Consider the following 18132-nt stretch of genomic DNA (forward strand, 5'->3'; position numbering starts at 1 on the left):
GTATGTTGAGCCGGGTGGTCCCTGCCCAGGTCTCGTCGAAGGTCACGCCGCGCGTGGTGGTGGTGGACCATTACGACTCCTACACCTGGAACCTGGTGCACCTGGTCGCGGCCGTCACCGGCGTCCTGCCGACCGTCGTCCAACACGACGAGACCACCCCCGAGTTCCTGCTCGGCTTCGACCACATCGTGCTGTCACCGGGTCCCGGCCATCCTGCGGTGCCCCAGGACTTCTCGGTCGGCACCACCGTCCTGCGTGAGGGCGATCGCCCCGTGCTCGGGGTCTGCCTGGGCATGCAGGGCCTGGTGACGGCGTACGGCGGCACCGTGGGCCGCGACGTGCCCGCCCATGGTGAGCTGGCGCTGATCACCCACGACGGCAAGGGGGTCTTCCGGGGCCTGCCGCAGGATTTCAAGGCGGTGCGCTACCACTCCCTGCAGGCCATCGAGCTGCCCGACAGTCTGGTGGTGACCGCGACCTGCCCGGGCGTGCTGCCGGAGGGACCGCCGGCGGTGATGGGGGTCCGGCACGTCAGCCGACCCCTGGAGGGCGTCCAGTTCCATCCTGAGTCGATCCTGTCGGAGTACGGCGAGGCGTTGATGGCGAACTTCCTCAGATGAGTGCGGAGGAGAGGTTCCGGCAGTTGGCCGGCGTGCACGACCGTTGCTTCTGGCTGGACGGCGGCGGTGGCCTGGAGTGGTCGGGCCGTCGCTCCCTGATCGGCTGGCTCGACGACGACGACGTGTCGTTGACGCTGGTGGACGGGAAGGTGTTCCGGCATGCGCGCGGCGCGAGTGTGGCCGTCGGCAACGACATCTTCGACATCTTCGACGTGCTGGAGACCGAGATGGAGGGCGACGGCTCCGACGTCCATTGGGTCGGCTACTTCGGCTACGCCTCGCGACCGGACCTGCCCGCCGGTCTCGACACCGAGGACCTCGCGCCCACCGCGGTGTGGATGCGGGCACGTCACGTCGAGGTCTTCGACCATCCCGACGTACCGCGCCAGGCCCGCCCACCCGGGGCGAGCACGACGATCACCACCCCGGACGACTACCGCGAGGCCTTCGCGCGGGTGCAGCAGGAGCTGCTGGCCGGCAACTCCTACGAGGTGAACCTGACCTATCGCGTCGAGGTGGAGAGCGACCTCGACCCGGTCGAGGCCTACCTGCGGTTGCGTGAGCTCAACCCGGCGCCCTACGCCGGCTTCCTGCAGCACGGTCACACCCGCCTGCTCAGCTCGTCCCCGGAGCGCTACGCCGCGATCGACCGCAACCGGATGATCGAGACCAAGCCGATCAAGGGCACCACGCCGCGCGGTGCGACCCCGGAGCAGGACGCCGAGCTGCGCGAGCACCTGCGCAGCGACCCCAAGATCCGCTCCGAGAACCTCATGATCGTCGACCTGCTGCGCAACGACCTCGCCCTCGTGTGTGATCCGGGGTCCGTCGAGGTGCCGGCGCTGATGCAGGTGGAGTCCTACGAGTCGGTGCACCAGCTGGTCTCCACGGTCCGGGGTCGGCTGCGCGAGGACGTCACCACGGTCGGTGCCCTGCGCTCGCTGTTCCCGGCCGGCTCGATGACCGGGGCCCCCAAGCTGCGCACGATGCACATCATCGACGCCGTCGAGGGGACTCCTCGGGGGGTCTATGCCGGTGCCTTCGGCTGGATCTGCGGGGATGGTCGCGCCGACCTGGGGGTGGTGATCCGTTCGCTGGTGGCCACGCCGTCGGTGGACGGCTGGCGCTATCGCCTCGGGACCGGGGGCGGCATCACCGTGCGCTCGGACGTCGATGAGGAGTACGCCGAGTCGCGCTGGAAGTCCGAGCGGCTGCTGCGGATCTTCGAGGACCCGAGCGTCAGCTCGAGGCTCCCGGGATCTTCAACGTGACCAGTGCGCCGCCGTCGGGACCGCTGGTGGCGCGGGTGCTGCCGCCGTGTCGCTCGGCGACCTGGCGCACGATCGAGAGGCCGAGCCCGGAACCGGGCATCGCGCGGGACTCCGTGGAGCGGTAGAAGCGGTCGAAGATGTGCGGCAGGTCCTTCTCGGAGATGCCCGGACCCTGGTCGGCGACCGACAGCACCCCGTCGCTGAGCCGCACCGTCACCGGCGCCCCTGGGGGGCTCCACTTGGCGGCGTTGTCGAGCAGGTTGGTGACGGCCCGCTCCAGTGCGGACGACTCGCCGAGGACCATCCAGCGGGCCAGCTGGGTCTCGAAGCGCACGCTCGGGGCCCGCAGCCGCACCCGGGCGATGGCCCGCTCGACCACCTCGGCGAGGTCGAGCGGCTCGACCACCGGCGCGGCGGGTGCCTCGCGGGCCAGCTCGATCAGGTCCCCGATCAGCGTGGTCAGCTCCTCGATCTGCGCGCGGACGTCGTCGAGCAGCTCGGTCCTGGCCTCTGCAGGCAGGCGACCGGTGTCGTCGCCGCCACCGTCGGCCTGCGCCAGCAGGTCGAGGTTGGTGCGCAGCGAGGTGAGCGGCGTACGCAGCTCGTGCCCGGCGTCGGCCACCAGCTGGCGTTGGCGGTTGCGGGAGGCGTCGACACTGGCGATGAGCGAGTTGAAGGCAGCCGCCAGCCGGGCGACCTCGTCGTCGCCCTCGATCGGGATCTCGGTGAGGTGCTCGGTCCGGGCGATGTCCTCCACCGAGGCCGTGAGGTGACGCACCGGGCGCAGTCCGTTGCGGGCCACCGCCCAGCCGGCGAGTCCGGCGGCGATCACGCCGACGAGGCCGAAGAGCAGCATGACCAGGCCCAGGCGGCCCAGGACCTTCTCCTGCGAGGCCAGCGACTGCGCCAGCATCAGCGCCCCGTCCTCGGTGGGCACCGTGACGACCCGGTAGTGCTTGCCGTCGGCGTAGACCGTGCGGATCGCCTGGTCCTGCCTTCCCTCGAGGACCGCGAGGTCGGGTGCGCCGGGCAGGATCTCGGGTCCGGGGCCGAGTCCCTGCGCCCGGCCGTCGCTGCCGATGAGGACGATGCGTACGTCGCCGGCGTTGGCGCCCAGGGCGGCGGCGTTGAAGACCTCACCGGTCTCGGTGGCGATGGAGAAGGCGCTCTGCTTGGCAGCCGTCTCAGCGCGCACCACCATCGACTGGTCCAGCGTCGACTGGGTCTGCATCCGAACCGTGATGTAGGCCCCCAGGGCGACGAACGCGACCGACAGGCCCACCGCCATGGTGGTGAGCAGCGTGACCCGGCTGGCCAGTGAGCGGCGGTAGTGCCAGCGCGGACCGAACCAGGAGGGTGTGGTCATGACTCCTTCAAGACGTAGCCGACACCTCGCACGGTGTGCAGGAGGCGGGACTCGTCCTCGGCCTCGGTCTTGCGGCGCAGGTAGCCGACGTAGACCTCCAGGGAGTTGGCGGTCGTCGGGAAGTCGTAGCCCCAGACCTCCTCCAGGATGAAGGAGCGTTCCAGGACCCGTCGCGGGCGGCGCATGAACATCTCGAGCAGGGTGAACTCGGTGCGGGTCAGCTCGATGGACCGCCCGCCGCGGCGGACCTCGCGGGAGGCCAGGTCGAGGGTCAGGTCGGCGAACGACAGGACCTCGTCGGCGTCCTCCTCCTGCGGGACCACGCGGCGAAGCAGTGCCCGCAGGCGGGCCAGGAGCTCCTGCAGGGCGAACGGCTTGGTGAGGTAGTCGTCGGCGCCGGCATCGAGGCCCTCCACCCGCTCGCCGACGGCGTCGCGGGCGGTCAGGACCAGGATGGGGACGTCGTTGCCGGCCGCACGCAGGGCTCGGGTTGTCTCCAGGCCGTCGAGGCGCGGCATCATCACGTCCATGATCACGACGTCGGGGTGGCTGGCCGCGGAGCTCGACGCGATCCCGGCCAGCGCCTGGGCGCCGTCCTCGGCCAGTGCGACGTCATAACCGTTGAACTCGAGGGAGCGGCGCAGCGACTCACGCACGGCGCGGTCGTCGTCGACGACCAGCACGCGGGGCTTGGCGGTGCCCGACGGGGAAGCATTCACCGCTCCACTGTGCCAGGGACGCCTGAGTCGGTGCTGAGAATCGCGTCAGTACCTCGCCGCGATCTCAGCGGCGCGCGAGCCGTAGGTGCCGCCGAACATGGCCGCGTGCACCAACAGGGGGAACAACTGATGCAGCCCGACGCGGTCCTCCCAGCCATCGCTGAGGGGCGCGGCCTCCTGATAGGCCTCCAGCACCCGGGGCAGGTTGGGCATGCCGAAGAGAGCGAGCATCGCGAGGTCCACCTCGCGGTGACCGGCGTACGCCGCGGGGTCGATCAGCCACACCTGGGCATCGTGTCCCCACAGGACGTTGCCGTTCCACAGGTCGCCGTGCAGGCGGGCGGGGCCCTCGTCGGGGAGCAGATCGGTGAAGCGGCCGATGAGGCGTTCCACCGAGGCCGCATCCGTGGCGGTGAGATGACCGCGGTCGGTGGCCAGCTTGAGGTAGGGCAGCACCCGACGGGTCGCGTAGAACTCCGCCCAGGTGGGAGCCGGGGTGTTGGGCAGGGGAAGGCGGCCGATGAACCCCTCGGTCGCCAGCCCGTACGCCGCGGGGCGGTCGGCGTGGGTGCGCGCCAGGGCCGCGCCGAAGGCCGAGGCGGCCTCGTTGGTGACCTTGCCGGGCTCGATCCACGGCAGGATCAGGCAGTCGTGGTCGGTGGCCAGCACCTCCGGGACCGGTGCGCCGCCCTCGACCCGCAGCCACTCCAGCCCCCGCGCCTCCGCGGCGAAGAAGCCGTCCGGAGGGTGGGGATGGGTCTTCATCAGCACGGTGCGACCGTCGTTGAGGCGCAGTCGGTTGGCGGTGCAGATGTCCCCGCCGGCCACCGGGGCGGTCGCGATCACCGAGGAGCCCAGCAGTTCCTCGGCGCGTCGGGCCAGGGCCGGTTGCCGGGTCACGGCAGGCCCTTGAGTGCGGTGACGAGCGCGTCCGAGGTGCGCTCGACCATCGCGAGCACGTCGGCGAACCCGTCGTGGCCGCCGTAGTAGGGGTCGGGTACGTCGCCGGGCCCCTCGGGGTCGAAGTCACGGAACCGGCGCAGGCGCTCCTCGACACCGAGCCGGCGCAGGTCGGCCTCGTTGGTGGCGTCCATGGCCAGGACGAGATCGTGCTCCATGGCTCGGCTGCTGGTGAAACGAGCGGCGCGGTGCCGGCTCGCGTCGTACCCCTGGGCGCCCAGGATGCCGGCGGCCCGCTCGTCCATCGGCGAGCCGACGTGCCAGCCACCGGTGCCCGAGCTGTCCACGACGACGGCGTCCGCGAGGCCGGCCCGCTCCAGGTGGGCGGTGAGGACCACCTCGGCCATGGGAGAGCGACAGATGTTGCCCAGGCACACGACCGCGATCCGGTAGGTCCCCGGATGCCGTGGCGTGGGCAGGTCCATCAGCGATCCTCGAGGACCGCGATGTCGATGAAGCCCGTGACCAGCGTGATGATGATCGATCCCCACAGGGCCGCCCAGAAGCCGTCGACCTGGAATCCGATGTCCAGTCCGTCGGCGATCGCCGAGGTGAGCCAGAGCATCAGGGCGTTGATCACGAAGAGGAACAGCCCGATGGTCAGGATGATGAACGGGAGCGACAGGAGCTTGACCACCGGCTCCACGAACATCGTCACCAGTCCCAGGATCAGCGCGACCAGCAGGAGCGGCACGATCTTGTCCTGCCAGTCCGTGCCCTCGAGGGTGATGCCGTTGAGCAGCCAGGCCGCGACGGCGATCGCCGCAGCGTTGGTCAGGAGCCAGGTCACGAATCGCACAGGGCCAGCCTAGGGCCACTGCCCAGCCTCGCGTCGCGATCAGGTCGCGGGCGGTAGGGCCAGCGCCTCCAGGATGGCCACCTCGGCCTCGGCCAGGTGCTGCTCGATGTCGGCGGCGGCGGCCTCGATGTCGCCTCGCTCGAGCAGCCGGAGCAGCCGACCATGGGTGCCTGCCTGGTCGTGGGCGTTGCGGCGGATCCGGTCGATCTGGGCGAGTGCCAGGCGCAGCTCGGCGTAGAGGGTCTCGGCCATCGCGACGAGCCGGGGGGACTCGATCAGGCCGACCAGGGCCAGGTGCAGGGCCAGGTGCTTCTCGTTGAGACGTTGGTAGGAGGCCCCGTCGCGGACCGCCGCGGTGTAGTCGACCAGGGCGGTGTGCAGGGCGTCGCGGGCCGCCTCGGAGGCGGTCTCCCAGCGCCGTACCCCTTCGATCTCCAGGACGGCGCGCGCCCGGCACACGTCCCGGATCGAGTCGGGGTCGGGGGTGGTGACCGCGACGCCACGGTTGGGCATCCGGGTGGCGATCCCCTCGGCGACCAGCAGGCCGAGGGCCTCGCGGATGGTGGAGCGGGAGACGCCGAGGGAGTCGGCGAGGGCGACCTCGCGCAACGGGGTGCCGGAGCCGACCTCGCCCTCGAAGACCGCTCGGCGCAGCTCGTCGGCGACCCGGTCGACGGTGGAGGTGTACTCGAGGCTCAGCCGCTCGAACGGCGAGCCGTTCGCGTCGGCCATGCCCCCATTGTGGTCGTTTCTTGCCTTTTGGGCGACTCACCCGCAAAATCATCGTGTCTGATTGTCCGACAATCTGACGAGAGAGGATGAGATGCTCGAGTGGGGCAAGCACTATGTGATGGTCCGCCCGGACCACTTCCGGATCGACTACGTCATCAATCCCTTCATGGATCGACGCGACCAGCCCGACCCGCAGCGCGCCCACGATCAGTTCGGGGCCCTCGTGGCCGCCATCGAGGAAGCGGGCGGCCGGGTCGAGGTGATCGCACAGCGCCCGGACTCACCCGACATGGTCTACGCGATGAACCTGGGACTGGTCACGGTCGATGCCCAGGCGCGCTCGCAGGTGGTCCTCAGTCACATGCGTCATCCCGAGCGACGCCAGGAGGTCGTCACGACGCACCCCTGGTTCGAGGACCGCGGGGCCCGCAGCGTCTGGGTCGGCCGCGACGGCGTCGGGGCACACTTCGAAGCCGGCGACGCGTTCGCCTGGGGCGACGCGCTGGTGGTCGGCTACGGTCCCCGGACCGAGGAGCTGGGCCTCAAGCTGCTCGCGGTCGAGCTCGGTGTCCGGGTGCGGGGGGTGCGGATCGCCCACCCTGGCATGTACCACCTCGACCTGGCCTTCTGTCCCTTGGATGAACGGCGCGCCATGGTGTGCCCGTCGGCGTTCGACGAGGCGAGCGCGGCCGCACTGCTGGCCCTGGTGCCGGAACCTCTGGTGCTGAGTGAGGCGGAGGCGATGACCTTCTGTGCCAACTCCATCGTGATCGGGCGCACGGTCCTGATGCCGGCCTGCCCGGATCGGGTGCGGGAGCGGCTGGAGGCGTGGGGCTTCGAGATCGTCCTGGTCGAGGTGAGCGAGTTCCACAAGGGTGGCGGCTCCATCCGCTGCCTCACCAACCCGGTCGACATCACCATCGGGCGAGACCTGCCCGCCGTGCTCGTGCCGGAGGTCGTGCTGCCCTGACCTCGCCTGAAGGGTTGTCTGCAGCAAAGAGTCGACCCGGCAGCCAGGGGCTGCCGGGTCGGCCTTCTTTCTTTGGCAGGCGCGCCGTGCCGGGGCTGGGGGGAGGACTCCGGACGCGCCGCCCACCTCTGTTCGGACCCTCAGGGTCCGAAGTTCTTTACTTAGAGTTTCCTGCGAATGACCGCAGAACTCAACGGGGCAAGCGCAAAAGCTGTCACACGCAGTGACTCCCCCGCCAAGGACCGGCTGTGCCAATCCTCCCGGTTCGCTGCGATCAGCGGTACTAGGGATGCGCCCCAGAACCACCCCATGATGGGAAATGGCCCGTAAGCACTACCCGTCCCCTCGTGGACTATCCCGCGGCCTCGGGTGGCCTCGGACAGCTCGCTGGGGCCGGGTCGATAGCCTCCTTGAGTGGTCCCGGTCGGCGGAATTGGCGTGATGCTCGCGGGTGCTGCCGGAGCCTTCCTGGTGTGCGCTCTGGCAGCGCTGGTCACGCGGCGCCGCCTCGGGTGGGTCGCGACGATGGCCTGGTGGGGGCTCCTCTGGTGGCTGGTCGTGATCGCCCTGGTCACGCTGGTCCCGGCCAACGGGGCGCCCGGGGTGGTTCCCGCCGAGGGTCGGTTGCCGACCTGTTCGTGGGACCTCGGCGGTCCCGCGCCCGAGGGCTTCTGGGTCTTCGACGGTGGCCAGCGACTGCTCAACACGGTGCTCTTCGTGCCGGCGGGAGCCCTGCTGGTGCTCGTCGTGTCCCGGTGGCACGTCGGCTGGCTGCTCGCCCCGCTGGGCATCCTCGCCCTGGCGGCGTACTCGGCGGCCATCGAGTGGGTGCAGCTGGAGCTGGCCCGCATCGACCGGGCCTGTGACGTCACCGACGTGGTGGACAACGTGACCGGTGCGCTGCTGGGCTTCGTGGTCGGCCTGGTCCTGGCGCTGGTGTTGCGACCGTGGCGCCATCGGCGGCCCGCGCGATGATGCCGGGTCGTGATTAGGTGGGCGCATGAGCGCCCCCCGACCCCGTGACAACGTGCTCCGGATCCCGACGTACGTGCCGGGCAAGCCGCCGGCCCAGCGCCCCGGACACGTCAGCTTCAAGCTGTCGTCGAACGAGAACCCCTACCCGCCGCTGCCCGGGGTCCTTGACGCCGCCGTGGCGGCCGCCGGGAGCATGAACCGCTATCCCGACATGGCGTGCGCCGAGCTCTACGCGGCCCTGGGCGCCCGGCTCGACTGCCCGGTCACCGACCTGTCCGTGGCCACCGGGTCGGTCGGCCTGATCTACCAGCTCGTCCAGGCCTTCTGCGATCCCGGGGACGAGGTGGTCCACGCCTGGCGATCGTTCGAGGCCTACCCGATCGCGGTGACCGCTGCGGGTGCGGTGTCGATCCGGGTCCCGCTCCTCGCCACGGGTGAGCATGATCTCGCCGCCATGGCGGCAGCCGTCACCGACCGCACCAAGGTCGTGCTGGTGTGCACCCCGAACAACCCCACCGGGCCCTCGATCACGCAGTCCGCCCTGGACACGTTCCTCGAGGCCGTGCCCTCCCACGTGGTCGTGGTCGTCGATGAGGCGTATGTGGAGTTCGTGCGGATGGCAGATCCCGTCGACGGGGTCGCCACCTACCGCGGCCACGACAACGTCGTGCTGACGCGCACCTTCTCCAAGGCCTACGGCCTGGCTGGTCTCCGAGTGGGCTATGCCGTGGCGCCCGCGCCGATCGCGGGCGCCCTGCGCGCGGTCTCGCTGCCCTTCGGGGTCTCCGCGATCGCCCAGGCCGCGGCGATCGCCTCACTGGCCGCCGAGGCCGAGCTGCTCCGGCGGGTCGAGGCCCTCGTCGAGGAGCGGGACCGCGTGCTCGGGTCGCTGCGCTCGGCCGGCTGGACGGTCCCCGATGCGCAGGGCAACTTCGTCTGGCTGGCGCTGGGTGATGCCACGCTCGACTTCGCTGCGGCCGCGGAGGCGGCCGGAGTTGTCGTGCGGCCCTTCGCCGGCGAGGGGGTGCGGGTCTCGATCGGTGAGTCGGAGGCCAATACCCGTTTCATCGACGTCGCTGCCCGCTTCCGCTGAACCGTGGATCTCGGCGCTCGCCGCCTAAGGTAGTTGAATGAGCAATGGTTTTGACCGAGACATGGACTACATCCCTGACCGGATCACCCGTGACGGCGACCGCTGGCCCGTCGAACCGGGTCGCTATCGGCTGATCGCTGCCAAGGCATGCCCGTGGGCCACCCGGGCGATCATCGTGCGTTCCCTGCTGGGGCTGGAGGACGTCGTGTCCCTGGGCCTCTGCGGCCCGGTCCACGACTCCCGGAGCTGGACGTTCGATCTCGATCCGGGTGGGGTGGACCCCGTCCTGGGCATCGAGCGACTGCAGCAGGCCTACTTCGCCCGTTTCCCCGACTATCCCCGCGGGATCACCGTGCCGGCCGTCGTGGAGATCTCGAGCGGACAGGTGGTCACCAACGACTTCCCGTGGATCACCCACGACCTGTTCTTCGAGTGGCAGCAGTACCACCGCCCCGATGCCCCCGACCTGTGGCCTGCCGAGGTCCGCGACGAGATGGACGCGGTCATGCAGCGAGTGTTCACCGAGGTCAACAACGGGGTCTACCGGTGCGGCTTCGCCGGCACACAGGCGGCGTACGACGAGGCCTACGACCGGCTGTGGGCGGCGATGGACTGGCTGGAGGAGCGGCTGGCCGATCGGCGCTACCTCATGGGTCCGAGCATCACCGAGGCCGACGTCCGCCTGTTCACGACCCTGGCCCGGTTCGACGCGGTCTACCACGGCCACTTCAAGTGCAACCGCAACAAGCTCACCGAGATGCCGGTGCTGTGGGCCTATGCACGAGACCTGTTCCAGACCCCCGGCTTCGGGGACACCACCGACTTCGACCAGATCAAGACGCACTACTACGTGGTGCACTCCGGCATCAACCCGTCGGGGATCGTGCCGCGGGGTCCGGATCCGGCGGTGTGGCTCAGCGCCCACGGGCGCGAGGCGCTCTGACTCACCGGTCCTCGAGCGGAGCCGGGCGACGGGGGCGCTCCACCGAGATCACGATGGCGACCGCGGCCACGATGATCCCTCCGCCGACGAGCACCGCCGAGGTCACCGGCTCGTCGAGGATCAGGGCGCCGAGGAGCACCGCGACCACGGGGTTGACGTAGGCATAGGTGGCCACCAGCGAGATCGGGGCGTTGGACAGCAGCCAGACGTACGCCGTGAAGGCGAGCATGGATCCGAAGACGACCAGGTAGCCCCAGGCCAGCCAGGTGCGGGCGCCGTACGACGCGAGGTCGGGTCGCTCTCCCGAGGCCAGCCCCAGAGCGAGCAGCATCAGTCCACCGGTCCACATCTCGTGCACGGTCATCACGAACGCGTCCGCCGGCAGCGGCAGTCGCGGCTGCACCCACGACCCGAAGGCCCAGCAGGTGCTGGCCAGCAGCACGATCCCGGCCGCCAGGAGCGGGACCGGTTCGCTGGCACCGCGGCCGGCCAGGACGAGGTAGCCGAGGCCGGCCAGGCCCAGGAGCACGCCGACGAGGCTGAGCAGTCGCGGACGGTCACCGGCGGCGAAGCGGAAGAGGGTGATCATCAGGGGCGCGATGGCGATGAGCAGTGCCGTGATGCCTGAGGGTGCGCCCAGGTTCTCGCCGACCGACACCATCCCGTTGCCCAACACCGGGAGCATCAGGCCCAGGAACGCGCAGCCGGCCAGCTGACGTCGGGTGACCAGGAGGCGGCGCAGCCCGCCACGCAGCGACAGCAGGAGACCCAGGAGCACCGCGGCGGTGGCGTAGCGGCTGCCCATCCCCAGCAAAGGGGGTGCGTCCTCGACGACCACGCGGATCGCCAGGTAGGTGGATCCCCAGACGAGGTAGACCACGACGAGCGCGGTCATCACCAGGCCGAGGGCCGCCGCCGGGCGCGTGGTCACGACGGGGGCGGGCACGGGTCCATCGTGCTGGACGCCTCGCCCGGACGTCGAGCCACCCTCCTAGGCTGACGGCATGGGACACGATCACGGCCACGCGGGCGGTCACGCCGGAGGCAGGGCCCAGGACCGGGCCCGGCTGCGCTGGGTGCTCGTGGTCACCGCGGTCGTGCTGGTCGTCGAACTGGTGGGTGCCTACGTCGCGGGCTCCCTCGCGCTGCTGGCCGACGCCGGGCACATGGCCACCGATGCCGGGGCGATCGTGCTCGCGCTCGCAGCGTCGTACCTGGCGACCCGGCCGGCCACGGACCGCTCGACGTTCGGTTGGCACCGGGCAGAGATTCTCGCTGCCGCGATCAACGCACTCGTCCTGCTGGGCGTGTGCGCCTTCCTCGCCGTGGCCGGGGTACGCCGCCTGCTGGATCCCGGCACGGTCGATGCGGCTCCGATGGTGGCGTTCGCCCTGGTCGGCCTGGTGGCCAACGGGGTGTCGCTGACGGTGCTGAACCGCTCGGAGACGGGTTCGCTGAACCTGCGTGGTGCCGCGACGGAGGTGTTCGCCGACCTAGTGGGCTCGGTGCTCGCCGTGGTGGCCGGCCTGGTGATCGCCTCGACCGGCTTCCAGCGAGCAGACCCGATCGCGTCCCTGGTGATCGCCGTGCTCATCCTGCCGCGGGCGCTGTCGTTGCTGCGCGACTCGGCTGCCATCCTGCTCGAGGTGGCGCCGGCCGGTCTCGACCTCGAGGACGTGCGTCAGCACCTGCTGGAGATGACGGGCGTCGTCGATGTCCATGACCTGCACGCATGGACGATCACCAGCGGCATGCCCAGCCTGTCGGCTCATGTGACGGTGACCGACGAGGTGCTCGACCAGCTCGGCGTGGGCGAGATCCTGGACCGGCTGTCGGCGTGCACCGCCGAGCACTTCGACGTCCGGCACGCCACCTTCCAGGTCGAGCCGGTCAGCCACCGAGAACATGAGGATCTCGGCGAGCCGCACTGAGGGGCGAGGGTCACGACAGGTGCTTGAGCGCCTCGCGACGCGACAGCCCGGAGAGCCGTTCGCCGAGCCGGTCCACCTCGGCTCTCACCCAGTCGGGGTCGGTCCGCGCCTGGTCGCGCAGCGCCCACCCGATGGCCTTGCGCAACCAGAAGGACGTGTCGTCGAGGTTGGCGTCGATGCTCGCGCGCAAGAGGTCGAGGTCCGTGCGGTCCTTGAGCCCGACCTGACAGATCACCGCCGCTCGACGCAGCCAGAGGTCGCTGTCCGAGGCCCAGGCCCGGACCGCCGGGGTGACTGCCCCACGGTGCGAGGCGAGCACCTCGCGGACCAGGTGGGTGGCCACCTCGTCGACGAGGTCCCACCACGCGCCCGTGACGATGAGGTGGCGCCAGAGGTCCAGGGAATCAGGGTCCAGCCACGGCCGGGCGGCTCGGTGTCGAGCCAGGGCGATGGCGGCGTAGCGTTCCTCGCGGTGGCTGGCGTCGTCCCAGAGGGTCCGGACCGTGGCCTCCCACGCGGCCCGGTCACTGGGTGGGTGGGCCGCCAGGATCGGTCGCAGCAGGGTCTTGAGCCGGGGCGAGGTGATCCCGTAGTAGGGCATCGCCGACTTCATGTAGCGCTGCTGGGCGACAGCCCGTTCGGGGTCGCCGGCCGAAGCCAGCGCCGCCGTGACGTCATCGATGAACTGGTGGTCGGGGGCGCTCACCGCTATGCGGCGTCACTCTCAGCGGCCGCCTTGAGACGCACCAGCGTCTCCTGGATGCCGCGCAGGTTCTTGCCGGGGTAGCCGGCGGCTTCGAGCACCTTCGCGGCCACGGCGTTGTACATCGAGTAGTCGAACGACTCGGTGACCGACGTACCGCCCTCGACCGGCGACAGCGCGTAGCGCCAGCGGTGCCCCCCGAAGTGGCGCCATGCGATCAGCCTGCCCTCCTCGAACTCCACCACCCGGTTGCGGATCTTGTAGGGCACGCCATACATCTTCATGTCCATGCCGAACTCCGAGCCGCGCTCGAGTCGCTCGGGCCCGGTGGTGAGGGCGCGCACGGAGCCCGAACCGTCGATCCTGCTGTGCTGCCGTGGGTCGGCCAGGATCGCGAAGACCACCTCAGGCGTAGCGAGGATCGTGGTGGACGCCGAAACGATGCGAGAGCTCATGGCCGAGACAGTAGCCGCGGCGCGGAGGCCGCCACGGATTGGCGGCGGGTCGGATCCGCCGGGTACGTTGTCCAGAAGCGGAGCATGTGTCCCCGATCACACGGGGATCGTGTGCCCGCCAGCTGGTCGGACGGCGTACCACCCCTTCGTCGACGACCGCGCACACGCAACTACCCGGACCTGCGGTGATCCCGCGCACCGGGCGACACGAAGGAGTGCAGGTGAGTCATCAGTCCGACTTCGGGCCCGACCTCGTCGAGGTCTTCGGTCCTTCGCAGCAAGACGGGGGACCGGAGCTGATCCAGCTCCTCACTCCCGAGGGTGAGCGCGTCGAACACCCCGACTTCAGCTTCGACACCGGTGACGGAGTCGACGAGGCGGAGACCATCCGCGGTTTCTACCGCGACATGGTGCTGACCCGCCGCATCGACACCGAGGCCACCGCGCTCCAGCGCCACGGTGAGCTCGGCATCTGGGCGCAGCTGCTCGGCCAGGAGGCCGCCCAGATCGGCGCCGGCCGCGCCCTGCGTCCTCAGGACTACGTGTTCCCCACCTACCGCGAGCACGGCGTCGCCTACTGCCGCGGTGTCGACCCACTCGACCTGCTGGGGCTCTTCCGCGGCATCGACCACGGTGCCTGGAACCCCAACGACAACAACTTCGGGCTCTACACGATCGTGATCGGCGCGCAGGCGCTGCACGCCACCGGCTACGCCATGGGCATCCAGCGTGACGGTGCGGTCGGCACCGGCGACCCCGACCGTGACGCGGCCGTCATCGCGCACTTCGGCGACGGGGCCAGCAGCCAGGGCGACGTCAACGAGGCCTTCATCTTCGCCGCCTCCTACAACGCCCCGGTGGTCTTCTTCTGCCAGAACAACCAGTGGGCCATCTCCGAGCCCATCGAGCGGCAGACCCGGATCCCGCTCTACCAGCGTGCCCTCGGTTTCGGGTTCCCCGGTGTCCGGGTCGACGGCAACGACGTGCTCGCGACGTACGCCGTGACCAAGGCCGCTCTCCAGCGCGCCCGTGACGGCCAGGGCCCCACGTTCGTGGAGGCCTACACCTATCGCATGGGTGCGCACACCACCACCGACGACCCGACCCGCTACCGGCTCAGCGACGACGTGGAGCACTGGAAGCTCAAGGACCCGATCGCGCGCGTGAAGGTCTACCTGACCCGCAACGGCCTGGCCGACGACGACTTCCTCGCCGGGGTCCAGGACGAGGCCGACGCGCTGGGCCACCGCCTCCGCGAGGGTTGCAAGGCCCTGCCCGACCCCAGCCCGCTCGGCATCTTCGAGCACGTCTACGCCGACATCACCGACGAGCTCGTGCAGCAGCGCGACGGCTACGCCGCGTATCTCGAGTCGTTCGAGGGGAGCGCGTCATGAGCCAGCGGATCACCCTTGCCAAGGGACTCAACATGGGCCTGCGCAAGGCCATGGAGGACGACCCCAAGGTCCTGGTGATGGGGGAGGACGTCGGCAAGCTCGGCGGCGTCTTCCGGATCACCGACGGCCTGCAGAAGGACTTCGGCGAGGACCGGGTGATCGACTCACCGCTCGCCGAGTCCGGCATCGTCGGAACGGCCGTCGGGCTCGCGCTGCGGGGCTACCGCCCTGTGGTGGAGATCCAGTTCGACGGCTTCGTCTACCCGGCCTACGACCAGATCGTGTGCCAGGTCGCGAAGATGCACTTCCGCAGCAAGGGGAAGTCGCCGATGCCGATGGTCATCCGGATCCCCTTCGGTGGCGGGATCGGCGCCGTCGAGCACCACAGCGAGTCTCCGGAGGCGCAGTTCGCCCACACCCCCGGACTCAAGGTCGTCGCCTGCTCCAACCCGGTCGACGGCTACTGGATGATCCAGCAGGCCATCGCCTGCGACGACCCGGTGATCTTCCTCGAGCCCAAGCGGCAGTACCACGCCGACAAGGCCGACCTGGACGACAAGGCCACCGCGGCACCCCTGTTCACCTCACGGGTCGTCCGACGCGGCACCGATGTCACCGTCCTGGCCTACGGGCCGACCGTGAAGACCTGCCTCAAGGCCGCCGAGGCGGCCGCGGGCGAGGGCAAGTCGCTCGAGGTCATCGACCTGCGCACGCTCTCGCCGCTGGATCTCGCCCCGGTCTTCGAGTCCGTACGTCGCACCGGTCGAGCCGTCATCGTGCACGAGGCGCACGTCAACCTGGGCATGGGCTCGGAGGTCTCGGCCCGGATCACCGAGGAGTGCTTCTACTCCCTCGAGGCCCCGGTGCTCAGGGTCGGCGGCTTCGACACCCCCTATCCGCCGTCGCGGATCGAGGAGGACTTCCTGCCCGACCTCGACCGGGTCCTCGACGCCGTCGACCGATCCCTCGATTTCTAGGCAGGAGTCCTGATGTCTGAGTTCAAACTGCCCGATGTGGGCGAGGGCCTCACCGAGGCCGAGATCGTGGCCTGGAAGGTCAAGGTCGGCGACGTCATCGAGATCAACGACATCATCGTCGAGATCGAGACGGCCAAGTCCCTGGTCGAGCTGCCCTCGCCGTACGCCGGCACGGTGCTCGCGCTGATGGTGGCCGAAGGCGAGATGATCGACGTGGGCACGCCGATCATCTCCGTGGGAGACCCCAACGAGGTGCCCGAGCCCGCGCCGGCCGCGAGCCCCGAGCCCGAGATGGAGATCGACCTGTCCAACCCGCGTGCCTCCGGCGGCGGTGAGGGCGAGAGCCTGGTGGGTCGCAACAAGGCCGAGCGCAGCGCCGTACGCCGGGCGCGCCGCAGTGCCGTCGCGCCGGGGGTGGCCGCGACCCAGCAGCAGGTCCAGAGCTCGTTCGAACCCGGCCCGTCGCCTGAGGTGGCCGGGGTCGACGAGCCCGCTGTCCCGGCGACGACCGCGACACCGCTTGCTCCGGCCGAGCTCCGTGCCTTGGCGAAGCCGCCGGTGCGCAAGCTCGCCAAGGACCTCGGGGTCGACCTCGCGACGCTGACCCCGACCGGCCCCGGTGGCTCGGTCACCCGGGCCGACGTCGAGGGCGCACACGGGTCGGTGCTCGAGCCTGTCGAGACCACGCCGAGCCTGGGGGAGCGCGAGACCCGCGAACCCGTCAAGGGCGTGCGCAAGATGATGGCTGGTGCCATGGTCTCCTCGGCCTTCACGGCTCCGCACGTCACCGAGTGGGTGACCATCGACGTCACCGCCACGATGGAGTTCGTGGGCCGGCTCAAGAAGCGCCGCGAGTTCTCCGACGTCAAGGTCTCGCCGCTGCTGGTGCTGAGCCGAGCCATCATGCTCGCGATGCGCCGCACCCCGGAGATCAACTCGTTCTGGGACGATGCCGCTCAGGAGGTCGTGTTCAAGAACTACGTCAACCTCGGCATCGCCGCGGCCACCCCGCGTGGCCTGGTCGTGCCCAACGTCAAGGACGCCCAGGACCTGTCCCTCCACGACCTGGCGCAGGCGCTCAACGAGCTGACGGCGACTGCTCGCGAGGGCCGGACCCAACCGGCCGAGATGAGCGGCGGGACGTTCACGATCACCAACGTCGGGGTCTTCGGCGTCGACGCGGGCACCCCCATCATCAACCCCGGTGAGTCCGCGATCCTGTGCTTCGGTGCGATCCGCAAGCAGCCGTGGGTGGTGGACGACCAGATCGTGGTCCGCCAGGTCACCACGCTCGCCCTGAGCTTCGACCACCGTCACATCGACGGTGAGAAGGGTTCACGGTTCCTGTCGGACGTGGCCGGCATCCTGGAGGACCCGGCGAGCGCCCTGCTGTTCTAGGGTCACCGAGCGATGCTGGTGGGGTGACGATCGACGAGCCGGTCAGTGCTGTCGCCCCACCACTCGCTGGCCGGGTGATGATGAACCAGGACTGGCGTGACCTGACCTTCCTGCACTGGGCCGTGCCGCCTGAGCGGGTGGCGCACCTGATGCCGCCCGGCGTGCGCCCCGACACCTTCGAAGGCGTCACCTATGTCGGCCTGATCCCGTTCCGGATGGTCGACGCGGCACCCTTCAGGGGGCGCGGTACGCCGTGGCTCGGGTCGTTCCTGGAGACGAATGTGCGGCTCTACTCGGTCGACTCGACCGGGCGACGCGGCGTGGTCTTCCTCAGCCTCGACATCGACCGGCTGGTGGTGGTGGCCGGCGCTCGTGCCGCGTTCAACGTGCCCTACCGCTGGGCCTCGATGCGTCACTCCAGCACGGTGCGCAACGGCAGCACCGAGCACACCTACGACGCCCGGCTGCGTCGTCTGTCGCGCACCGCGGCCCCGGCGAGCAGTCACGTGGTCGTGCGGGTGGGCACCGAGCGGGCCGCGAGCCCACTCGACGAGTTCGTGTCGGCACGTTGGGGACTGCACACCCGCTGGCTGGGCCGCACCCTCTACATCCCCAACACCCATCCGACCTGGCCGCTGCACAACGCCGAGCTGGTCGAGTTCAGCGACGGCCTGATGGCGTCGGTGGGCCTGCCGGACCTACAGGAGCGTGCGCCCGACCACGTGGCCTTCAGCCCCGGAGTGCACACCGAGTTCGGGTTTCCGGGCAGTGCCCGGCGCGTCCGCTGGACAATTCAGGACATTCCGCGTTGACCTCACGGTCAGAC

General features: G+C 70.1%; 20 protein-coding genes. 11 read left to right on the forward strand and 9 right to left on the reverse strand.

Annotation, left to right across the window (positions count from 1 at the left end; all coding sequences use genetic code 11):
- The first annotated feature begins 14 nt into the window (after positions 1–14).
- Positions 15–620 (forward strand): anthranilate synthase component II, encoded by a 606-nt coding sequence (locus AB7I40_RS09010; protein WP_428345631.1) that lies wholly within the window; start codon positions 15–17, stop codon positions 618–620.
- A complete protein-coding gene (locus tag AB7I40_RS09015) occupies positions 617–1891 on the forward strand; it encodes an anthranilate synthase component I family protein (RefSeq protein ID WP_428345632.1) in 1275 nt (424 codons plus the stop codon). The genes AB7I40_RS09010 and AB7I40_RS09015 overlap by 4 nt, the downstream gene beginning before the upstream one ends.
- Here the strand turns inward: AB7I40_RS09015 and AB7I40_RS09020 are convergent.
- From AB7I40_RS09020 to AB7I40_RS09045, 6 genes are read right to left on the reverse strand one after another with little or no spacing between them, the layout of a single operon-like run.
- On the reverse strand, positions 1860–3257 hold the full coding sequence (locus AB7I40_RS09020) for a sensor histidine kinase (protein ID WP_428345633.1): 1398 nt from the start codon (positions 3255–3257) through the stop codon (positions 1860–1862). The genes AB7I40_RS09015 and AB7I40_RS09020 overlap by 32 nt on opposite strands.
- Positions 3254–3976: a response regulator transcription factor gene (locus AB7I40_RS09025; RefSeq protein ID WP_428345634.1), complete on the reverse strand. Its 723-nt coding sequence runs from the start codon at positions 3974–3976 to the stop codon at positions 3254–3256. Before AB7I40_RS09025 ends, AB7I40_RS09020 begins: the two co-directional genes overlap by 4 nt.
- A gap of 45 nt (positions 3977–4021) precedes the next feature.
- Entirely contained in the window at positions 4022–4876 is an 855-nt protein-coding gene (locus AB7I40_RS09030) for a fructosamine kinase family protein (RefSeq protein ID WP_428345635.1), read from the reverse strand.
- Complete coding sequence (locus AB7I40_RS09035) at positions 4873–5361, reverse strand: low molecular weight protein-tyrosine-phosphatase (RefSeq protein ID WP_428345636.1); 489 nt, start codon at positions 5359–5361, stop codon at positions 4873–4875. Before AB7I40_RS09035 ends, AB7I40_RS09030 begins: the two co-directional genes overlap by 4 nt.
- Complete coding sequence (locus AB7I40_RS09040; RefSeq protein ID WP_428345637.1) at positions 5361–5735, reverse strand: phage holin family protein; 375 nt, start codon at positions 5733–5735, stop codon at positions 5361–5363. Before AB7I40_RS09040 ends, AB7I40_RS09035 begins: the two co-directional genes overlap by 1 nt.
- 39 nt (positions 5736–5774) lie before the next feature.
- Positions 5775–6467, reverse strand: coding sequence for a GntR family transcriptional regulator (locus AB7I40_RS09045; protein WP_428345638.1), 693 nt, complete (start codon positions 6465–6467; stop codon positions 5775–5777).
- Positions 6468–6528: 61 nt separating this feature from the next.
- Here AB7I40_RS09045 and AB7I40_RS09050 point away from each other — a divergent pair, with 61 nt between their 5' ends.
- From AB7I40_RS09050 to AB7I40_RS09065, 4 genes are all read left to right on the forward strand, one after another.
- The gene (locus tag AB7I40_RS09050) at positions 6529–7437 is read left to right on the forward strand and encodes a dimethylarginine dimethylaminohydrolase family protein (RefSeq protein ID WP_428345639.1); all 909 of its coding nucleotides are present in this window, start codon (positions 6529–6531) and stop codon (positions 7435–7437) included.
- Positions 7438–7851: 414 nt separating this feature from the next.
- Entirely contained in the window at positions 7852–8412 is a 561-nt protein-coding gene (locus tag AB7I40_RS09055) for a VanZ family protein (protein ID WP_428345640.1), read from the forward strand.
- Between the two features lie 25 nt (positions 8413–8437).
- On the forward strand, positions 8438–9505 hold the full coding sequence (gene hisC / locus AB7I40_RS09060) for a histidinol-phosphate transaminase (RefSeq protein WP_428345641.1): 1068 nt from the start codon (positions 8438–8440) through the stop codon (positions 9503–9505).
- 37 nt (positions 9506–9542) lie between these two features.
- A complete protein-coding gene (locus tag AB7I40_RS09065; protein WP_428345642.1) occupies positions 9543–10448 on the forward strand; it encodes a glutathione S-transferase family protein in 906 nt (301 codons plus the stop codon).
- Between the two features lies 1 nt (position 10449).
- Here AB7I40_RS09065 and AB7I40_RS09070 read toward each other — a convergent pair whose 3' ends face one another.
- Entirely contained in the window at positions 10450–11394 is a 945-nt protein-coding gene (locus AB7I40_RS09070; protein WP_428345643.1) for an EamA family transporter, read from the reverse strand.
- Between the two features lie 58 nt (positions 11395–11452).
- On the opposite strand from AB7I40_RS09070, the gene AB7I40_RS09075 reads away from it, so the two are divergent.
- Positions 11453–12379, forward strand: a complete 927-nt coding sequence (locus AB7I40_RS09075; protein WP_428345644.1) for a cation diffusion facilitator family transporter — start codon at positions 11453–11455, stop codon at positions 12377–12379.
- A 10-nt stretch (positions 12380–12389) separates the two neighbouring features.
- Here the strand turns inward: AB7I40_RS09075 and AB7I40_RS09080 are convergent, their stop codons facing one another.
- Positions 12390–13085, reverse strand: a complete 696-nt coding sequence (locus tag AB7I40_RS09080) for a DNA alkylation repair protein (protein WP_428345645.1) — start codon at positions 13083–13085, stop codon at positions 12390–12392.
- Between the two features lie 2 nt (positions 13086–13087).
- Positions 13088–13537, reverse strand: coding sequence for an SRPBCC family protein (locus AB7I40_RS09085; protein WP_428345646.1), 450 nt, complete (start codon positions 13535–13537; stop codon positions 13088–13090).
- 221 nt (positions 13538–13758) lie between these two features.
- On the opposite strand from AB7I40_RS09085, the gene pdhA reads away from it, so the two are divergent.
- Genes pdhA through AB7I40_RS09105 form a run of 4 tightly spaced genes read left to right on the forward strand, consistent with a single transcriptional unit; the run spans position 13759 to position 18118 of the window.
- Positions 13759–14931, forward strand: coding sequence for a pyruvate dehydrogenase (acetyl-transferring) E1 component subunit alpha (gene pdhA / locus AB7I40_RS09090; RefSeq protein ID WP_428345647.1), 1173 nt, complete (start codon positions 13759–13761; stop codon positions 14929–14931).
- On the forward strand, positions 14928–15908 hold the full coding sequence (locus AB7I40_RS09095) for an alpha-ketoacid dehydrogenase subunit beta (protein ID WP_428345648.1): 981 nt from the start codon (positions 14928–14930) through the stop codon (positions 15906–15908). The genes pdhA and AB7I40_RS09095 overlap by 4 nt, the downstream gene beginning before the upstream one ends.
- Before the next feature lie 12 nt (positions 15909–15920).
- Positions 15921–17306 (forward strand): dihydrolipoamide acetyltransferase family protein, encoded by a 1386-nt coding sequence (locus AB7I40_RS09100; RefSeq protein ID WP_428345649.1) that lies wholly within the window; start codon positions 15921–15923, stop codon positions 17304–17306.
- A gap of 23 nt (positions 17307–17329) precedes the next feature.
- On the forward strand, positions 17330–18118 hold the full coding sequence (locus AB7I40_RS09105; protein WP_428345650.1) for a YqjF family protein: 789 nt from the start codon (positions 17330–17332) through the stop codon (positions 18116–18118).
- The last annotated feature ends 14 nt before the right edge of the window (positions 18119–18132 follow it).

Origin of the sequence: Nocardioides sp., assembly GCF_050246775.1 — a bacterium.
In the GTDB taxonomy this organism is placed as follows: Bacteria; Actinomycetota; Actinomycetes; order Propionibacteriales; family Nocardioidaceae; genus Nocardioides.